Below are 14,904 nucleotides of genomic sequence, written 5' to 3'. Positions count from 1 at the left end.
TCTTCGGGGTCCGTGCTCCCGCTATAAACTTCCGCTCCCGCTAAGAGAATGCGCCATCATGAAAACACTTTGAGGATAGGGTCGAGAGAATAATTTGAAGCCTGGTGTTTGGAATGTTTGTCGGCATTATTCTCTGCCTATGTCATCGATAATTCCAAACAAACTATTTCCCATATATATATGTTTAGAGATAGTCTGCGCCATCGAGTATTTTGCCGAAGAAATTGAAAACCTTCTCGGCAAACTTTTCGCCGCCATCCGGTTGTTCAGGATTCTTGCGGGAGAGCTTGAAAAGCTTAATTGTTCCCAAGATAGGGAGTGCCGCAAGTGATACTGCCGCAAGAAAGGCAAGAAGTGTGATAATTAGGTTAATAATAAAAATACTAGTAACATGCAGCAGATTAGCGCTAACAGCTACTCCGAGGATAATAAAGATAAGCGCCCAAGGAATCGTAGCTACAAAGCATATCCATGCAACTACACGCAACAAACTTTTGCGGAACCCGCGCGGATTTTCTGGGGCTGAGAACCCATATGCACGATATTTTTCATATGTGTTGGAGAAATTCTGGAACTCAGGCGAAGAGTCTTTAGATGTAGTTTTTTGAGGGGTGTTATTTCGAGTATATTCCGCGGGATGAGTAGTTCTACTGGGGTTTCGGGACGTGCTCATAGTATTTTATATCTTTCATACAATGATGATTTGAATACGGTATAAATAATGTACCAACACGTTCTGAATATATCCTCAATGTACTCTGAGAAATTGCTGATGATAGAAGATAGGCTGTGCTTTTTGCCTTGGTAGCATCTCGCATCAGGCATTGACAACCAGTTGTCATATTTGTAAACTGGTTGCCAAAATTGCCGCTGGAGGAAAAAATGGATGCTTCATTGCTCAGCGAACTCGTGGTGCAGATCTTCCGTGTGAACGGAACACTCACCGCATGGGGAGACCGGTTCGCCGCCGAAAGTGGTCTCACAACTGCGCGCTGGCAAGTATTAGGTGCAATCTCAATGTCGAAAGAACCGAGTACTTCACCGCAAATCGCCGAACGCATGGGAATAACTCGGCAGGGCGTGCAAAAGCAGCTCAACCTCCTGCGGGATGAGGGGCTGGTGATGTCCGTCGAAAACCCTGCGCATAAACGTTCCCCACGGTATTCCTTGACCGAACACGGCGAGCAGAAATTAGCGGAAATCCGAAAACGCTGGCGCCAACAGGTCGAACAATGGAGTGGGTCATATCAGCATGAATCTGTTATTGCCGCTCTTGAGACGCTAGAGGTTTTATCTCAGCATCTTAAGGAATAATACGAAAAGCTACCGGCGGAGGTTTACTATGAATCCCGTTTTGCTAACTATAAATACTATTTCTGCACTCGTAACAATCGCTAGCGCGGTATTGGCTCTGTGCCGCCCCGGGCTTATGGTTCACGCTTCTTCCGTTGACGCTAATACTCGTTTCTACGTATACATGTATGCTGTGCGCGCCATACCAGCCGGAATAGCCGTTCTTATTGCACCCTTCTATTTTCGAGGCGGTGCCGTGGTCCTGCTTCTTGCGACTTTTGCGGTCATACAGGCGGGCGATGCCTTCATCGGCTGGACACGCAAAGAATGGGGCATGGTATTCTTCCCCTCACTCAGCGCGGCAGCCCACACGGTCGTCGCTTTTTCGGTTCCGGGCATATAGGGATAGACCTCAATGAAGGGAAGGATTGCCCGCAGGATATGTGCCCCCCGTGTGCACCGGCTCAGCCAGCGGTACTGGGACGCGGAGCTGTGCATAACAGAAAAAACCTGCTCCGAATGTCCTCTGCCACTCGGTCCTTCTAAGTAAAAACTCTAGGTATTTCTGTCCTCAATCTGTAGTGTTAAAAAGAGCGTTGTATTCCCAAGTACTTCGTGGATTTAGTCATCGAGTAAACATAAAAAACGAGGAGGAACCCCATGAAACGCTTTGAAAACAAGACCATTCTGATTACCGGCGCGAGCAGCGGTATTGGTTTGGCGGGCGCAAAACGCCTGATCGAAGAGGGCGCGCACGTTATCTTTACGGGTCGTACCGAAAGTCATGTGCAGGCTGCAGCAGCCGAGTTGGGCGATCATGCTACCGCCGTTCTGGATGATGTTTCGGACGGCAACACTTTGGAGCGCATCATGCCCGTGGTGGAGCGTGCTGGTGCGTTGGATGGTGTGTGGCTCAATGCCGCATACGCAGCCGGAGGTCCTTTAGAAGAGATGGATCAGGCGACTCTCGATCAGATATTTAAGGTGAATGTGGTGGCACCGATGATCCAAATGGGCGCGCTTTCTCCATATGTGAAAGACGGCGGGTCGGTGCTAGTGACGTCTTCGACGGCGGCTTATGAGGGAGCACCTATAGTCTCTGCCTATGCCGCAACAAAAGCTGCTATTCTGGCGGCGGCGCGCGGGTGGGCCTCCGAGCTTGCACCGCGCAATATTCGGGTGAATAGCCTGGTTCCCGGGCCGATTACGAGCAACCTGAGGTCGGTTCTTCCCGATGAGATGCGTGCCCAATTCGAGGAACGGCTTGCCGAGGCAGTGCTCCTCAAGCGTGTGGGCGATGCGCGTGAAGCCGCCGCGGTCGCGCTATTCCTGCTCTCTGATGAGGCCAGCTATGTGACGGGTAGCTCGTATACGGTAGACGGCGGTCTGATCATGCAGTAGCGCTCTGTTGTTCGGCGGTGCGTGAATACGCGCATAGCTGTCTAGCCCCAGGTAAGCGCTAAAAAGTGCCTTTATGCGAATAAAATGTTTTCTAACGCATTATTCACATAAAGGTATTTTTTGATCGAAAAGTGTGACGAAGATTTTTAGCTATATGAATATCTATATTTTTACTCAGTTATGCGTGATGTACAGGGTTTCACAATACCTTGATGCCTAGAGTCGTATTCCCATCCCCAGTCGCACATGAGTTGTAGCACCGGTAGAAATGTTTGCCCTTCCGTGCTTAGCGTGTATTCCACTCTCGGCGGTACTTCCGCATATACGGTGCGTTTGATGAGTTCATCCTCTTCAAGCTGACGGAGCTGCTCAGTTAGCACTTTTGAACTGATCCCTTCAAGTAGCCGAAGCAGATCGCGGGTGCGTTTTGCCCCACCGCTCAAGTGGTAGAGAATGAGGCACTTATATTTGCCTCCAACTAGATTCATTGCCATCTCTATTGCAGAAATTTTTTTCATTAAAAACCTACCGTAAATACTTAAAACTTACCTAAAAGTATGTATAGAACCTATAAGTAAGTTATGTTTTAATGCATTTTTGTACATTATACTGAATTTTGTAATCACCCGAAGAGAAAATGTTACCCATGACTTTGCAAGACCTTATACGTGACCGTCGCTCTACTCGATATTTTGACCCTGCCTGCCTAATAAGCCACGAGGAAATATACCGTCTTATTAATTGTGCTAATCAGGCTCCCAGCAGTAATAATTCGCAGCCGTGGCGGGTTGTGATCGTAACCGAGCGGCATTTACGCGAAAAGCTGTTGCCTATTGCATATAACCAGCAGCAGATTATGACTGCATCGGCCGTGTTGATTCTGCTGGGTGATCGGCAAGCATACTGCGCGGATAATTTGAGTCGAATACATCACGAAGAATATATTGCTGGATGCTTCTCCCAAGAAATCTGTGAGAGGCTGACCCGCGCCGCTATCGAATTTTATGAGCCGCGTAGCGAGCAGGAAATACAGAAATTTTTAGGTTTAGACTGCGGGCTCTGGGCGATGACCTTTATGCTGGCGGCGCAGGAAGCCGGGTGGAATACGATACCTATGACGGGGTATCAGCGTGCAGAATTGCGTGAGATGCTGCGCCTGCCAAGCCGATATCTTGACATTATGATGATTGCTGTAGGCTCCGGAGCACGAGAAGGACATCGCACTTTACGGCATGAGGCGGAGCGCGTAACGGTGTGGAATGCCCCTCCCTCAGAGCAACCTTAAGATCTCCGATTTGCCGCCCCGTATATGGTGGGATGCCGCTTTTCTGTTCAGAAGTGTCTTGCACATTCTATATGCATTTTGAATACAAACACCTTCTCTGTAGACGGGGTTACGGAGCTCACCCTACAATGAGGGGAAGTACCCGCCAGAAGACAATAAATAAAAGGAGCGTGCACCGTGAAAACCCTAGGCATTATTGGCGGCATGAGCCCTGAGAGCACCGCCCTGTATTACCGAATCATTAACCGTGAAGTCAACCGCCGCCTCGGAGACAACCACAGTGCCGACATCGTGATGCATAGCGTAGATTTTGAGGAAGTCGTACGCATGCAAAAAAGCGGTGACTGGGAAGCCGCTGGGGCTCTGCTGGCGGCAAGCGCCACAAAACTTGAGGGTGCTGGTGCGCAGCTGCTGCTGGTGGCAACGAACACCATGCACAAGGTTGCCCCCGCAATAGAGCGTGCCACCACCGTACCGTTACTGCACGTAGTGGACGCCACCGCCACCGCCATCCAAAGGCAGGGGCTGCAGAGGGTGGGGCTGCTGGGTACAACTTTTACCATGAGCGACGGATTCTACACCGAGCGCATGGCGGTGCAAGGAATCCAGACGATCGTACCGACCGAATCGGAACAGACAGATATTAACCGCATCATTTTTGAGCAGCTGTGCCTGGGCCGTGTGGAGCCTGAAGCCGTGCAGTATCTTCAGCAGGTCATTACAGGGCTGAAGGAGCAGGGCGCCCAGGGCGTGATTCTGGGGTGCACCGAACTCTGCCTAGCGGTGGAAGCGGACAAGACCCCGCTGCCAGTCTTTGATAGCACCACCATTCACGCACTCGCGGCAGTAGAGGCAGTGTTAACGCCGCCGCTTCCCGTATAAACCCCGCTTCTTGACCGAAATAAATAACTGTTCCCCATGAAAAGACTAGCTGCAGCCCTTGAACATAAAGTTCCGCCGCCACTTATAGGGGCACTGTGCGCCTCACTGATGTGGCTCATCTGCGGGATGCCGCCGCTGACAGGCAGACCACCGCTGCTGCTGGTTCCCGCCCTTGCACTGGTTGTACTCGGCCTAACGGTGGACGCGGCGGGGGTGCTGTCATTTAGACGTGCCCGCACCACAGTGAACCCGTTCGCCCCCGAACGCACCGTAAACATTGTCTCCTCCGGAATATACCGTTTAAGCCGCAACCCCATGTACTTGGGTATGGTCTGCATACTTACCGGGTGGGCGGTGTGGCTGTGGCAGGTGCAAGCTGTGCTCGGGGTGGTGCTTTTCGTTGCCTGGATAACGCGTTTCCAGATTATTCCCGAAGAGCGGGTTCTCACCCAGAAGTTCGGTACAGAATACCGGCAGTACCGCCAGCGGGTACGGCGCTGGGTATAAGCCCAGCACCTGCCAAAACTGTGTGTGGCTGGCTTACGTACATACATTCTGCCAACCGAAACCCTGAATGGTTCGGGGACTCACTATCGTATGTGTGTCTTTTACGGGATAGACTTAATAGCGGTGAGCTCGCAGGAAAGACGGTGATATTCATGAATCGTATCTCGACCCATTTTCTCGATCTTGAAGGCATTAAAACCGCGTACTACAGTACGGAGGGTGAAGGCACGCCTATCGTGTTCCTTCATGGTGGCGGGGTGGATCACGCCATGCTCTCCTGGAAAACGATCATGCAGACCTGGACCGGATCTCAGCCTTTAGTTGCCCTGGATCTGCCAGGGTACGGCAACAGCGATAAACCCGAATTAGAGTACTCGCTGAGTTTCTACACGGGCTTCCTCAAGGCATTCCTTGATACTTTGAACGCTCAAAATGTTACCTTGTGTGGCCTTTCAATGGGCGGCGCCATTGCTTTGCAATATGCGCTGCGGTATCCGGAGTATATTGGCAAGCTGGTGCTGGTAGCGCCTTGGGGTGTGTCCGCTTCAGCACCGTATTCACTTATGGGACGGTTGCGGGTGCGTTTGCCACTCAATCAGGTGGTATATAAAACCTTGCAGAATAGGTGGCTGGCAAAGAACATTATTGCCGGGTCACTGATTGGGAATCGCGAGAAAATTACCCCTGAAATTCTGGATGAGGTGCAAACTGCTGCCCATTCGAAAGACGCGGCACGAGTTTTTCAATCATTTCAGATCAGTGAGCTGTGGGGAGAACATCCGGTCGGGCACCTAATACCGCTTCTGCCACAGATCAAGGTGCCAACCCTATTTATTCAAGGGGATAAGGACCCCGGCGTCAAAGTCGGTGATGTGAAGCAGGCAGCCGCATCTATGCCGAATGCACGGGTCGAAATTTTTGAGCATCATAAGCATTGGGTTCAGAAAGAGAGCCCCGAACGGTTTGCGGATATAGTGCGCGACTTCATCGAGTCGTAACTCTTGTCATACTGAACGAACAGCATAAAATGAACCCCGGGAAGCGCTTTGAGAACAAGACTTTCCGGTAATCGGCGGGAGTAGCAGTATCGGCTGGACATGCGCGAAACGTCTTTGAACTCTGAATAATGCAGCTTTGGGCGTATTACAAGACCCTAGAGGGTAGGTAATACGCCCAAAGCTGCGTTATTCGGATTGGGAGGGGAGAAGAATTCTACTTCACGATGCGGTAGACCTTCGCTTCGTAGGGGCGCAGGGTGGTGCCGACATCGGTCAGCGCGCCGGTATCATCCCGGTAGTTGGAGTGCACCAGTTCGACGGACGCTCCGGCTGCACGCGCATCATCCAGCAGCGAGAAGGTGCGCTCCACCGAATCAGACGTGAAGTTAGAAACCACGAGCAGGGACTGGTTCGCGTCGGTTCCGTCCGGGCCGCCGGTACGGGTGTAGGCGTACACTGCCTCATCTTCGGCATGAGGAACCTCAACCGAATCTACGGGTGCGAACGACCCGTATACCATCAGATCTTTAAGCTCACCGCGGCGCAGTTTCGCCAATTCCTGATAGTGGTAGAACACCGAATCCTGATCGTCCAGGGCAGCCTCCGCATTAATTTGCGGGTAATTCGGGTTCACCTTCAGCCACGGTTCGACTCCCGCGTTCGTGAACCCACCGTTTGCCGAGTCGTCCCATTGCATGGGGGTGCGGGCGTTATCACGACCCTTAATGTAGATAGCGCGCATCGCATCCTCATGGTTGAGTCGCTGATGATCCACGTGCATATCCTCGTAGAAACGAATCGAATCGCCATCGCGGTAGTCCTCGATCGACTCGAACCGCACATTGGTCATCCCCAGTTCCTCACCCTGATAAATATAGGGGGTTCCCTGCATAAAATGTAGGGTGGTTGCCAACTGCTTCGCTGAAAGCACCCGAAATTCGGGGGAATCGTTGCCGAACCGCGAGACCACGCGCGGCTGATCGTGGTTATTCCAGTACAGCGAACCCCACGCCTTGCCCTCAAGTTTCGTCTGCCACTCGTTCAGAATGCGCTTAAGCTCGGTCAGCTTGTACGGCGCATACGACCACTTGCCGCCCAGCGAACCTTCGGGGTCGTTATCGACGCCCATGTGGTCGAAGTGGAAGAGCATCTGCAATTCGCCCGCATCGTAGCCCGCCCACAGCTTCGCGTCCTCGGGGCTGGTGGCGCTCGTTTCGCCCACGGTCATCACATCGTACTTCGAGAACGCCTCACGGTTGAGTTCTTTCATCCACGGATGCACCATCGTGCCGTTCGCAATCACAAACGGGATCGACGACGTATGCTTCTCAAAATCGGTGGAAGGATCATCCGGGAAGCCTTCGGGTTTAGAAATAATGTTGATGGCGTCCAGACGGAAACCATCCACGCCCTTATCGAGCCACCAGCGCACCATTGCATACAGGTCTTCGCGCACCTTCGGGTTTGCCCAGTTCAGGTCAGGCTGTTCTTTGAAGAAAATGTGCAGGTAGAACTGCTGCGTGGCTTCGTCCCACTCCCAAGCGGAGCCGCCGAATTCGGAAGCCCAGTTATTCGGAGGAATCGGGGAGCCGGTCTCATCAAATCCGTTGGGGTCTTTCCAAATGTAGTAGTCGCGGTACGGATTATCCTTTGAGGAACGAGACTGCACAAACCACGGATGCTGATCCGAAGTATGGTTCGCCACCAAATCCATCAGAATTTTAATGCCGTGCTCATGCGCGGTCGCCAGCAACTCATCGAAATCTTCCATTGTTCCGAAATCGCTCATAATGTCGAAGTAGTCGGAAATATCGTAGCCGTTATCCACGTTCGGCGAATCAAACACGGGGGAGAGCCAGATAACGTTAATGCCCAGCTTCGCCAGGTACGGGATTTTTTCGGTAATACCGGGTAGATCGCCGATACCGTCGCCGTTGGAGTCGTTGAAGGAGCGCGGATACACCTGATAGACCACCGCCTCCTTCCACCACTGCCGCCCGGCGTAGGAAGGAACCGCACGCTCTTCAGTCGTGGTTTCACTACTCATCAGAAGCCTTTCGTTAAGGGTTGCGTCGTGTGGCTTAGTGGGAAACCCCGTAAGCCGCATTGCCGCAGGTATGTCTGTAAAATTTTTAGTCAGGATGCGCCAGCGCGCCACTCGCCGCGCAATCTACGCCCTACCGGTACAGATACACTTTTGCCTCATAGGGTCGCAGAGTGGTGCCTTCGTCCGTGAACTCGCCGTGCTCATTCCGGTAGTTTGAGCTGATCAGTTCGGGTGCTTCTCCCATGGCCGCAAGCTCCTCAAGTTTCAGCACGCCCGGGTTCTTGAGCGCCAAAGAAGCGAGCTGACCGTCTGCATAGGGCAAAGACAGTGTTTCTTGGGTGAAATTAGCAACCACCAGCAGGGCGCGCTCGCCGGATGCGGCAGCATCTTCAGCAGAGTTCACGCGCAGGTAGGCGTACACCTGCTCATCCTCGGGGTTGAGCACACGGTATTCGCCGGTGAGTACGATGGGGTGCTCTTTGCGCAGGTGAATGAGGTCGCTGTAGTGATAGAAAATAGAATCATCGTTCGCCAATTCTTCGGCGGCGTTAATGTCGGTGTACCGCGGGTTCACCTTCAGCCACGGGGTACCGGTCGTAAAGCCCGCATTTTCGCTCGCATCCCACTGCATGGGTGTTCGCGCGTTATCTCGGCCCGAAGCACTGATGTACCGCAGCATATCCTCGGGGCTAACCCGCTGGGACTCCACCACGTATTTACGCCAGGAATCATGGATTTCAAGGTCGTTGTAGTCGTCTACCGAGTCGAAGAAAACATTGGTCATCCCCAGCTCTTCACCCTGATAGATGTATGGAGTTCCCTGCATCATATGCAGAATCGTGCCGAGCATCTTACCGCTGACCTCACGGAACTCGGGGGAATCATTGCCGAAACGTGAAACCGTGCGCGGTTGGTCATGGTTATTCCAGTACAGCGAATTCCATCCGCGACCGTGCAGCCCCGTCTGCCAGTGGCTGAGAACCTTCTTCAAATCCACCAGGTTAAAACGAGTATCCGACCATTTGCCGGTAGCGCCGCCTGCGCTGGCATCCACATCCATATGCTCGAACTGGAACACCATCTGCAGTTCGTGGCGGTCAAAGCCGGTGTACAGGGCGGCATCTTCCACGCTCACGCAGGGAGTCTCACCCACGGTCATCACCGGGTACTTGCTGAGTACCTCGCGGTTCATTTCGCGCAGGAACTCGTGCACACGCGGACCGTTCGCGGCCACCGCCAGAGAATTATCTAGCCCTCCTGCGGTGACGGCGGGGTCATCTGGGAAGGAAAGATCCTTAGAGATCAGGTTGATAACATCCATGCGGAAGCCGTCGACGCCCTTATCAAGCCAGAACCGCATAATGTCGTAGACCTCTTCACGTACCTTCGGGTTTTCCCAGTTGAGGTCGGGCTGTTTCACCGAAAAATAGTGCAGATAGAACTGCTGCGTGCCCTCGTCCCATTCCCAGACCGACGGTGAGAAACAGGAAATCCAGTTATTCGGCGGAATCGGGGTGCCGTCTTCGGAGAACCCGGCAGGGTCACGCCACACATAGTAGTCGCGGTACGGGTTATCCTTAGCTGATCGCGCCTGACGGAACCATTCGTGCTCATCCGAAGTGTGGTTCACCACTAAATCCATCATGAGTTTGATGCCGTGCTCATGTGCGGTCGCCAGCAGTTCGTCGAAATCGGCCATCGTACCGAACTCGGTCATAATCGCCCGATAGTCCGAAATATCGTAGCCATTATCGTCATTCGGCGAGGCGTAAATCGGGGAAAGCCAGATAACATCTATACCCAGCTTCGCCAGGTACGGGATTTTTTCGGTGATGCCGGGCAGATCGCCGATGCCGTCGCCATTGGAGTCGTTGAAGGAACGCGGGTAAATCTGGTACACAACGGGCTGTTGCCACCATTGAATTTCGGTTTTCATGAGCTGTCCTTCCACGGAATACATATCAATTTAAAATCTGAAGGCGGAAACGCGCTAAGCTGCGGCACCCCTAGGGCCGCCGCACTATCCGGGCTGTACCTGCGACGGCAGCTGCACGGGGTGCATCCTGGCGGTGGGCTCGAAACTCGACTCGTCAAGCTCTACCAGCACGCCACTGTGATCGGAAATCGCCTTAGGAGAATTATCGCGGAATACCACCGCATGCGAAAGTACCTTCACCGCGCGGTCGGCAAACACGAAGTCGATGCGCTTGGCATCCTCTTGCCCTTCCCACCCGGCAATCTCGCGATGTACGGTGAATTCGCCGTCGGTACGCTCGGCAATCTCACGGGTGTCCACCAGGCCGGAAGACAGCGCCAAATCGTACCCTTCGCCACGCACCTGCGCCGCCGTGTTGAAATCGCCGCCCATCAGAACGGGCGCATCCTGACCGCACTCGGTGAGAGCCTGCGAAAGCCGCGCAAACTCCTGTGCGAAAAGCGGTTCGCCCTGAAAATCCCACCACGACATATGGGTGCTTGCACACCACACGGAACCCGCATCAGTACCAACCCGAACCGCGAGAGAAGACCTGCGCTCAACCCGATCGTAGTCATACTGCGGGCTCATCACAATAGGCTCGATGCGTTCGATAGGCATACGAGAAAGTACAGCTACGCATTCGTCATACCGTTCCCATCCAATATGGGTTTCGGTTAGCGCCCATTCGTACTGAACCCCTAAATCAGCCAGGAACCGCACGAGCAGAAGTGCGTAATTATCCTCGCGGATAGGAATACTGGCTCCGCCCTGGTACCCCAGCGGCATATCTACAATAGGGGAGTGCAGGTACTGATTCACCTCCTGCAACGCAATAACATCAACCCGATGGTGGGCAATGAAACGGGCAAGCTCGTGAATTTTAACGATCTGGTGAGGCTCGCACCAGCTGTGAGTGTTAAGAGTAAGAAAACGCATCGTCTCTAGAAATATAAAGGTGAGGGGACAACACGCGGTTCTCGCCCTCTGCACTTCGTGAAAATGTCGGTGGAAAACTACTTTTATATGCTAACCATTTGCATGGTCAATAACGCAGCAAAATACTCACCGGAAACACCAATACTTTTACCCGGTACTGGGACATGTTTCGGGTTCTGAAAAACTATGCCAAAAAACCCGATCAAGGAGGTTTTAGTCCGTAAAAGATGACATGATATTGCTATTAAATAAAACATTGCACCACACGCGCGGGCGCATCGCGCGGTAATTCCTGGCCAACACACGGCAGACACCTAGGCGCCCGCTCACTCTCAACCAGAAAGGGCGTCAGCCTTATGATGGAAAAAATTCAGAGGTTCGGGTCCGCCATGTTGGCGCCCGTGCTTCTTTTCGCCTTCGCTGGCCTAGCGGTCGGTATCGGCACCGTTGCCACCCTCCCAAATATTGTTGGCGATCTCGCGAACGAAGATACCTTCTGGTACCAAGCGTGGACTGTTTGGCTTGACGGCGCATGGACCGTTTTCCGGCAAATAGAGCTCCTTTTCGTGCTGGGTCTGCCGATTGCGCTCGCAAAGACCGCAAACGCTCGTGCCGTCCTCGAAGCCGGAATGGTCTATCTGACCTTCAACTATTTGGTGGCCGGTATGCTGAATTTCTGGGGCCAAGGCGGTTCGGGATTCTTCCAGCTGGATTACAACACCTCTATTTCGCTAGATAACTCGGATTCTTACGGTACCGGCCTGAAAATTATCGCCGGTATTAAGACGATCGATACCGGTATTTTCGGCGCTATCATCATTTCCGCGATCGTGGTGTGGGTCCATAACCGATACTTCGATAAGAAGCTGCCCGACTTCCTCGGTATTTTCCAGGGCACCCAGTTCGTCTACGCGATCTGCTTCTTCCTGATGATGCCCATCGCCTTTATCTTCGCGTGGCTGTGGCCTTACGCTCAGCATGGTATCGCAAGCATGCAGGGCTTCTTCATCGCCTCCGGCGCGTTAGGCGTGTGGATCTACACTTTCTTGGAGCGCATCCTGATTCCAACCGGCCTGCACCACTTCATCTACTCGCCGTTCATGTTCGGTAACGCTGTGACCCCGAACGGTATCGTGAAGGATTGGCCGACCCACATCAGCGAATTTGCCAAGAGCGACAAGCCTCTGCGCGAGCTCTTCCCCGGCGGCGGTTTCGCACTGCACGGTAACTCGAAGATCTTTGCGCCCCTCGGTATCTCTGCCGCCTTCTACACCACGGCACGCCGTGAGAAGCGTAAAGAAGTTCTCGCCCTGCTGATCCCGGTGACCCTCACCGCAATGCTGATCGGTATTACCGAGCCGCTGGAGTTTACCTTCCTGTTCGTGGCACCCCCGCTGTTCGCTGTTCACGCGGTGCTGGCGGCTTCGATGGCGTCGATCATGTACATGCTTGGCCTCTCAGGCAACATGGGCGGTGGCTTGCTTGATAACTTCCTCTTCCTCAACTGGGTTCCGCTGTGGCAGAACCACTGGCCCACCTACCTTATGCAGATCGGCGTGGGTCTGTCCTTCACCGTCATCTACTTCCTGCTCTTCCGATTCCTCATTCTGAAGTTCGATTTCAAGACCCCGGGTCGCGAGGCTGAGGGCGGCGAAACGAAGCTGTACTCGAAAGCCGAATACAAGGCCGCGAAGGCAGCCGAGAAGAAGGGTGCCGCATCCGCAGATGACGCTGGCGATGCAGATCTGTATGCCCCGCGAGCGGCAGGATTCCTCGAACTGCTTGGCGGTGCCGATAACATCACCACGGTGAACAACTGTGCTACTCGCCTGCGTGTCTCGGTGGCGGATGAATCCCTGGTTGATACTTCGGATGCTGCCTTCAAGGATGCCGGAGCCCTCGGTATTGTGCGCAAGGGCAAGGCATTCCAGGTGATTGTGGGTATGGACGTTCCGCAGGTTCGCGAGCGTTTTGAAACCATGGTGAACACCAAAGAGTAAGGTTATATTCACCTTCTAGGGAAACCTACCGAGCTCCTGAATCGAAGACGTTGTAATATTTATGTATTGCGCGTTTTCGATTCAGGAGCTTTTGAGTGGATTTACAAGATGTGGTGAACGCGAACCAACACAGGTTCAGCGATACCGAACGCGATATTTTGGCGTTCATGCTTGAAAACGAAGAATTTGTTGCGGAGGCGACTATCAACTCCCTCGCGCACAAGACCTATACTTCAACCAGCTCCATTATTAGGCTCACCAAGAAGCTCAATTTTTCGGGTTTTGCCGAGCTGAAATACTTCATTAAATCTTCCTTGACGAAATCGGAACCCTATAACCCGCGTTTTATCGAAAGCGGCCGCGAAGATATTTTGCGCACCTACGATTACCTGGAACATATGGAGCTTTCCGGGCTTTTGAGGAAACTTCATACGGCGCGCACAATCTACTGTTTCGGAACCGGGTACGCGCAACGAAACGCGGTACAAGAATTTGCTAAGTCTATGCAGGTCTGCGGCAAATTCTGCCATGTAATTCCTGCACGCAATGAATTTGAAAGCACCATGAGCGCTATGAATCAGGACGATGTCGTGATTCTTGTCTCCTTCTCAGGACAGACTGAAAATATGCGCGAACACGTCAAAATGCTGGCACTGCGGAAAATCCCCATGATCGCAATTACCGCTATTGGCGTGAACTTTATGTCCTCCTACGCCGAGTACTCACTGCACTACCAAACCACCCCCACCCAGTTGAGTACTCAGCGCAAGCCTTACCACTCGTTCGTGGCGCTCTCAGTGCTTTTGGACTATATTGTGCGCCGGTATATAGACCATGTTGAAACCCAACAGCGCGGCAACTCCACCAAAACAGCGCAGGTTCTTGAAAGTTCTGAATTTAGCGCCGAAACCGGGGCACTCGACGTCGCCGATATACGTGCCCAAGCTGGTGCAGTAGCTATTGATCGGCAGCACACAGACCCATCGGAGACCTAGCCCGTGATCGCAATCCTCGAACTTATCAATAATCCGCAGAAAATGCGCCGATACCTTTTCTGGTATCTCATTATCATGCCCCTGGCGCTCTTTGCGTGGATTCTGTTGGGCGCCGCCAACTCCGGCTTGGATTTCAAAGCTGCGATCAATATTCCGTTTTATGCTGTAGCATTTTTGAACGGGTGCCTGTCGATTCTATTCGCGGGACTACTCAAATTTGCTGCGAGCGAGAATGAACACACCGAACGCATGATTGCCTTCTACACCCTGGTGATGCTGGTGTTTGCAGGGAACCTGCCCGGTGCCCTGCTTGCGTTCTTCCTTTGGTGGGCACTGCGCGAGGCTCCTGAGGAACCCTTCGCCCCCAATTATCGATGGGTTTTTATCGCCTCGATGATTTTCTTCGGGCTGGTAACCCTTCTCGTACTTTTCGCAAATATACGCCTCTGGTCGGCATGATAACGGTACGTGAGGAACGCCCGTTCCCCGACCTGATCCGTGGAAAAGCACATCGGATACACGGGAATTAGCTAGAGCCTCCGTATGATGTTATGTAAGATTATCCCCACACTCACCACGAAT

15 protein-coding genes are annotated in these 14,904 nt (G+C 52.9%); 10 read left to right on the top strand and 5 right to left on the bottom strand.

From position 1 onward, the window contains the following. Window positions 1-184 precede the first annotated feature (184 nt). A complete protein-coding gene (locus HMPREF0733_RS11205; RefSeq protein WP_147285889.1) occupies window positions 185-487 on the bottom strand; it encodes a hypothetical protein in 303 nt (100 codons plus the stop codon). 395 nt (window positions 488-882) lie between these two features. Between HMPREF0733_RS11205 and HMPREF0733_RS01080 the strand changes: the two genes are divergently transcribed. The 3 genes from HMPREF0733_RS01080 to HMPREF0733_RS01070 all read left to right on the top strand — a co-directional run bounded on the left by HMPREF0733_RS01080 (window position 883) and on the right by HMPREF0733_RS01070 (window position 2,694). Next, window positions 883-1,314, top strand: a complete 432-nt coding sequence (locus tag HMPREF0733_RS01080; RefSeq protein ID WP_013397566.1) for a MarR family winged helix-turn-helix transcriptional regulator — start codon at window positions 883-885, stop codon at window positions 1,312-1,314. A 28-nt stretch (window positions 1,315-1,342) separates the two neighbouring features. Beyond that, on the top strand, window positions 1,343-1,696 hold the full coding sequence (locus tag HMPREF0733_RS01075; protein ID WP_013397565.1) for a hypothetical protein: 354 nt from the start codon (window positions 1,343-1,345) through the stop codon (window positions 1,694-1,696). 257 nt (window positions 1,697-1,953) lie between these two features. After that, window positions 1,954-2,694, top strand: coding sequence for an SDR family NAD(P)-dependent oxidoreductase (locus HMPREF0733_RS01070; RefSeq protein ID WP_004005214.1), 741 nt, complete (start codon window positions 1,954-1,956; stop codon window positions 2,692-2,694). Between the two features lie 170 nt (window positions 2,695-2,864). Here the strand turns inward: HMPREF0733_RS01070 and HMPREF0733_RS01065 are convergent, their stop codons facing one another. After that, the gene (locus HMPREF0733_RS01065; protein WP_013397564.1) at window positions 2,865-3,212 is read right to left on the bottom strand and encodes a winged helix-turn-helix transcriptional regulator; all 348 of its coding nucleotides are present in this window, start codon (window positions 3,210-3,212) and stop codon (window positions 2,865-2,867) included. A 128-nt stretch (window positions 3,213-3,340) separates the two neighbouring features. Here HMPREF0733_RS01065 and HMPREF0733_RS01060 point away from each other — a divergent pair, with 128 nt between their 5' ends. The 4 genes from HMPREF0733_RS01060 (at window position 3,341) to HMPREF0733_RS01045 (ending at window position 6,366) form a co-directional block, all read left to right on the top strand. Continuing rightward, window positions 3,341-3,979 (top strand): nitroreductase family protein, encoded by a 639-nt coding sequence (locus HMPREF0733_RS01060; RefSeq protein ID WP_041321523.1) that lies wholly within the window; start codon window positions 3,341-3,343, stop codon window positions 3,977-3,979. Between the two features lie 177 nt (window positions 3,980-4,156). Further along, window positions 4,157-4,861, top strand: a complete 705-nt coding sequence (locus HMPREF0733_RS01055; RefSeq protein ID WP_013397562.1) for an aspartate/glutamate racemase family protein — start codon at window positions 4,157-4,159, stop codon at window positions 4,859-4,861. A gap of 36 nt (window positions 4,862-4,897) precedes the next feature. Then, entirely contained in the window at window positions 4,898-5,368 is a 471-nt protein-coding gene (locus HMPREF0733_RS01050) for a methyltransferase family protein (protein ID WP_013397561.1), read from the top strand. A gap of 152 nt (window positions 5,369-5,520) precedes the next feature. Further along, window positions 5,521-6,366, top strand: a complete 846-nt coding sequence (locus HMPREF0733_RS01045) for an alpha/beta fold hydrolase (protein WP_013397560.1) — start codon at window positions 5,521-5,523, stop codon at window positions 6,364-6,366. Between the two features lie 214 nt (window positions 6,367-6,580). Here the strand turns inward: HMPREF0733_RS01045 and HMPREF0733_RS01040 are convergent, their stop codons facing one another. The 3 genes from HMPREF0733_RS01040 to HMPREF0733_RS01030 form a co-directional block, all read right to left on the bottom strand. Next, on the bottom strand, window positions 6,581-8,413 hold the full coding sequence (locus HMPREF0733_RS01040) for a glycoside hydrolase family 13 protein (RefSeq protein ID WP_041321522.1): 1,833 nt from the start codon (window positions 8,411-8,413) through the stop codon (window positions 6,581-6,583). Window positions 8,414-8,543: 130 nt separating this feature from the next. After that, the gene (locus HMPREF0733_RS01035) at window positions 8,544-10,349 is read right to left on the bottom strand and encodes a glycoside hydrolase family 13 protein (RefSeq protein ID WP_041321521.1); all 1,806 of its coding nucleotides are present in this window, start codon (window positions 10,347-10,349) and stop codon (window positions 8,544-8,546) included. 84 nt (window positions 10,350-10,433) lie between these two features. After that, the gene (locus HMPREF0733_RS01030) at window positions 10,434-11,327 is read right to left on the bottom strand and encodes an endonuclease/exonuclease/phosphatase family protein (RefSeq protein ID WP_013397557.1); all 894 of its coding nucleotides are present in this window, start codon (window positions 11,325-11,327) and stop codon (window positions 10,434-10,436) included. Window positions 11,328-11,683: 356 nt separating this feature from the next. On the opposite strand from HMPREF0733_RS01030, the gene HMPREF0733_RS01025 reads away from it, so the two are divergent. From HMPREF0733_RS01025 to HMPREF0733_RS01015, 3 genes are all read left to right on the top strand, one after another. Continuing rightward, window positions 11,684-13,327: an alpha-glucoside-specific PTS transporter subunit IIBC gene (locus HMPREF0733_RS01025; RefSeq protein WP_004005202.1), complete on the top strand. Its 1,644-nt coding sequence runs from the start codon at window positions 11,684-11,686 to the stop codon at window positions 13,325-13,327. A 95-nt stretch (window positions 13,328-13,422) separates the two neighbouring features. Next, window positions 13,423-14,322 carry a MurR/RpiR family transcriptional regulator gene (locus tag HMPREF0733_RS01020; protein WP_004005201.1) on the top strand — a complete coding sequence of 300 codons (900 nt, stop codon included), beginning with the start codon at window positions 13,423-13,425 and terminating at the stop codon, window positions 14,320-14,322. 3 nt (window positions 14,323-14,325) lie between these two features. Then, window positions 14,326-14,781 carry a hypothetical protein gene (locus HMPREF0733_RS01015; protein ID WP_013397556.1) on the top strand — a complete coding sequence of 152 codons (456 nt, stop codon included), beginning with the start codon at window positions 14,326-14,328 and terminating at the stop codon, window positions 14,779-14,781. Window positions 14,782-14,904 lie beyond the last annotated feature (123 nt).

It is taken from the genome of Rothia dentocariosa ATCC 17931 (assembly GCF_000164695.2).
In the GTDB taxonomy this organism is placed as follows: domain Bacteria; phylum Actinomycetota; class Actinomycetes; order Actinomycetales; family Micrococcaceae; genus Rothia; species Rothia dentocariosa.
The sequence above is the reverse complement of the archived record's forward strand: the minus strand, read 5'-3'. Positions and strand labels throughout refer to the sequence as shown.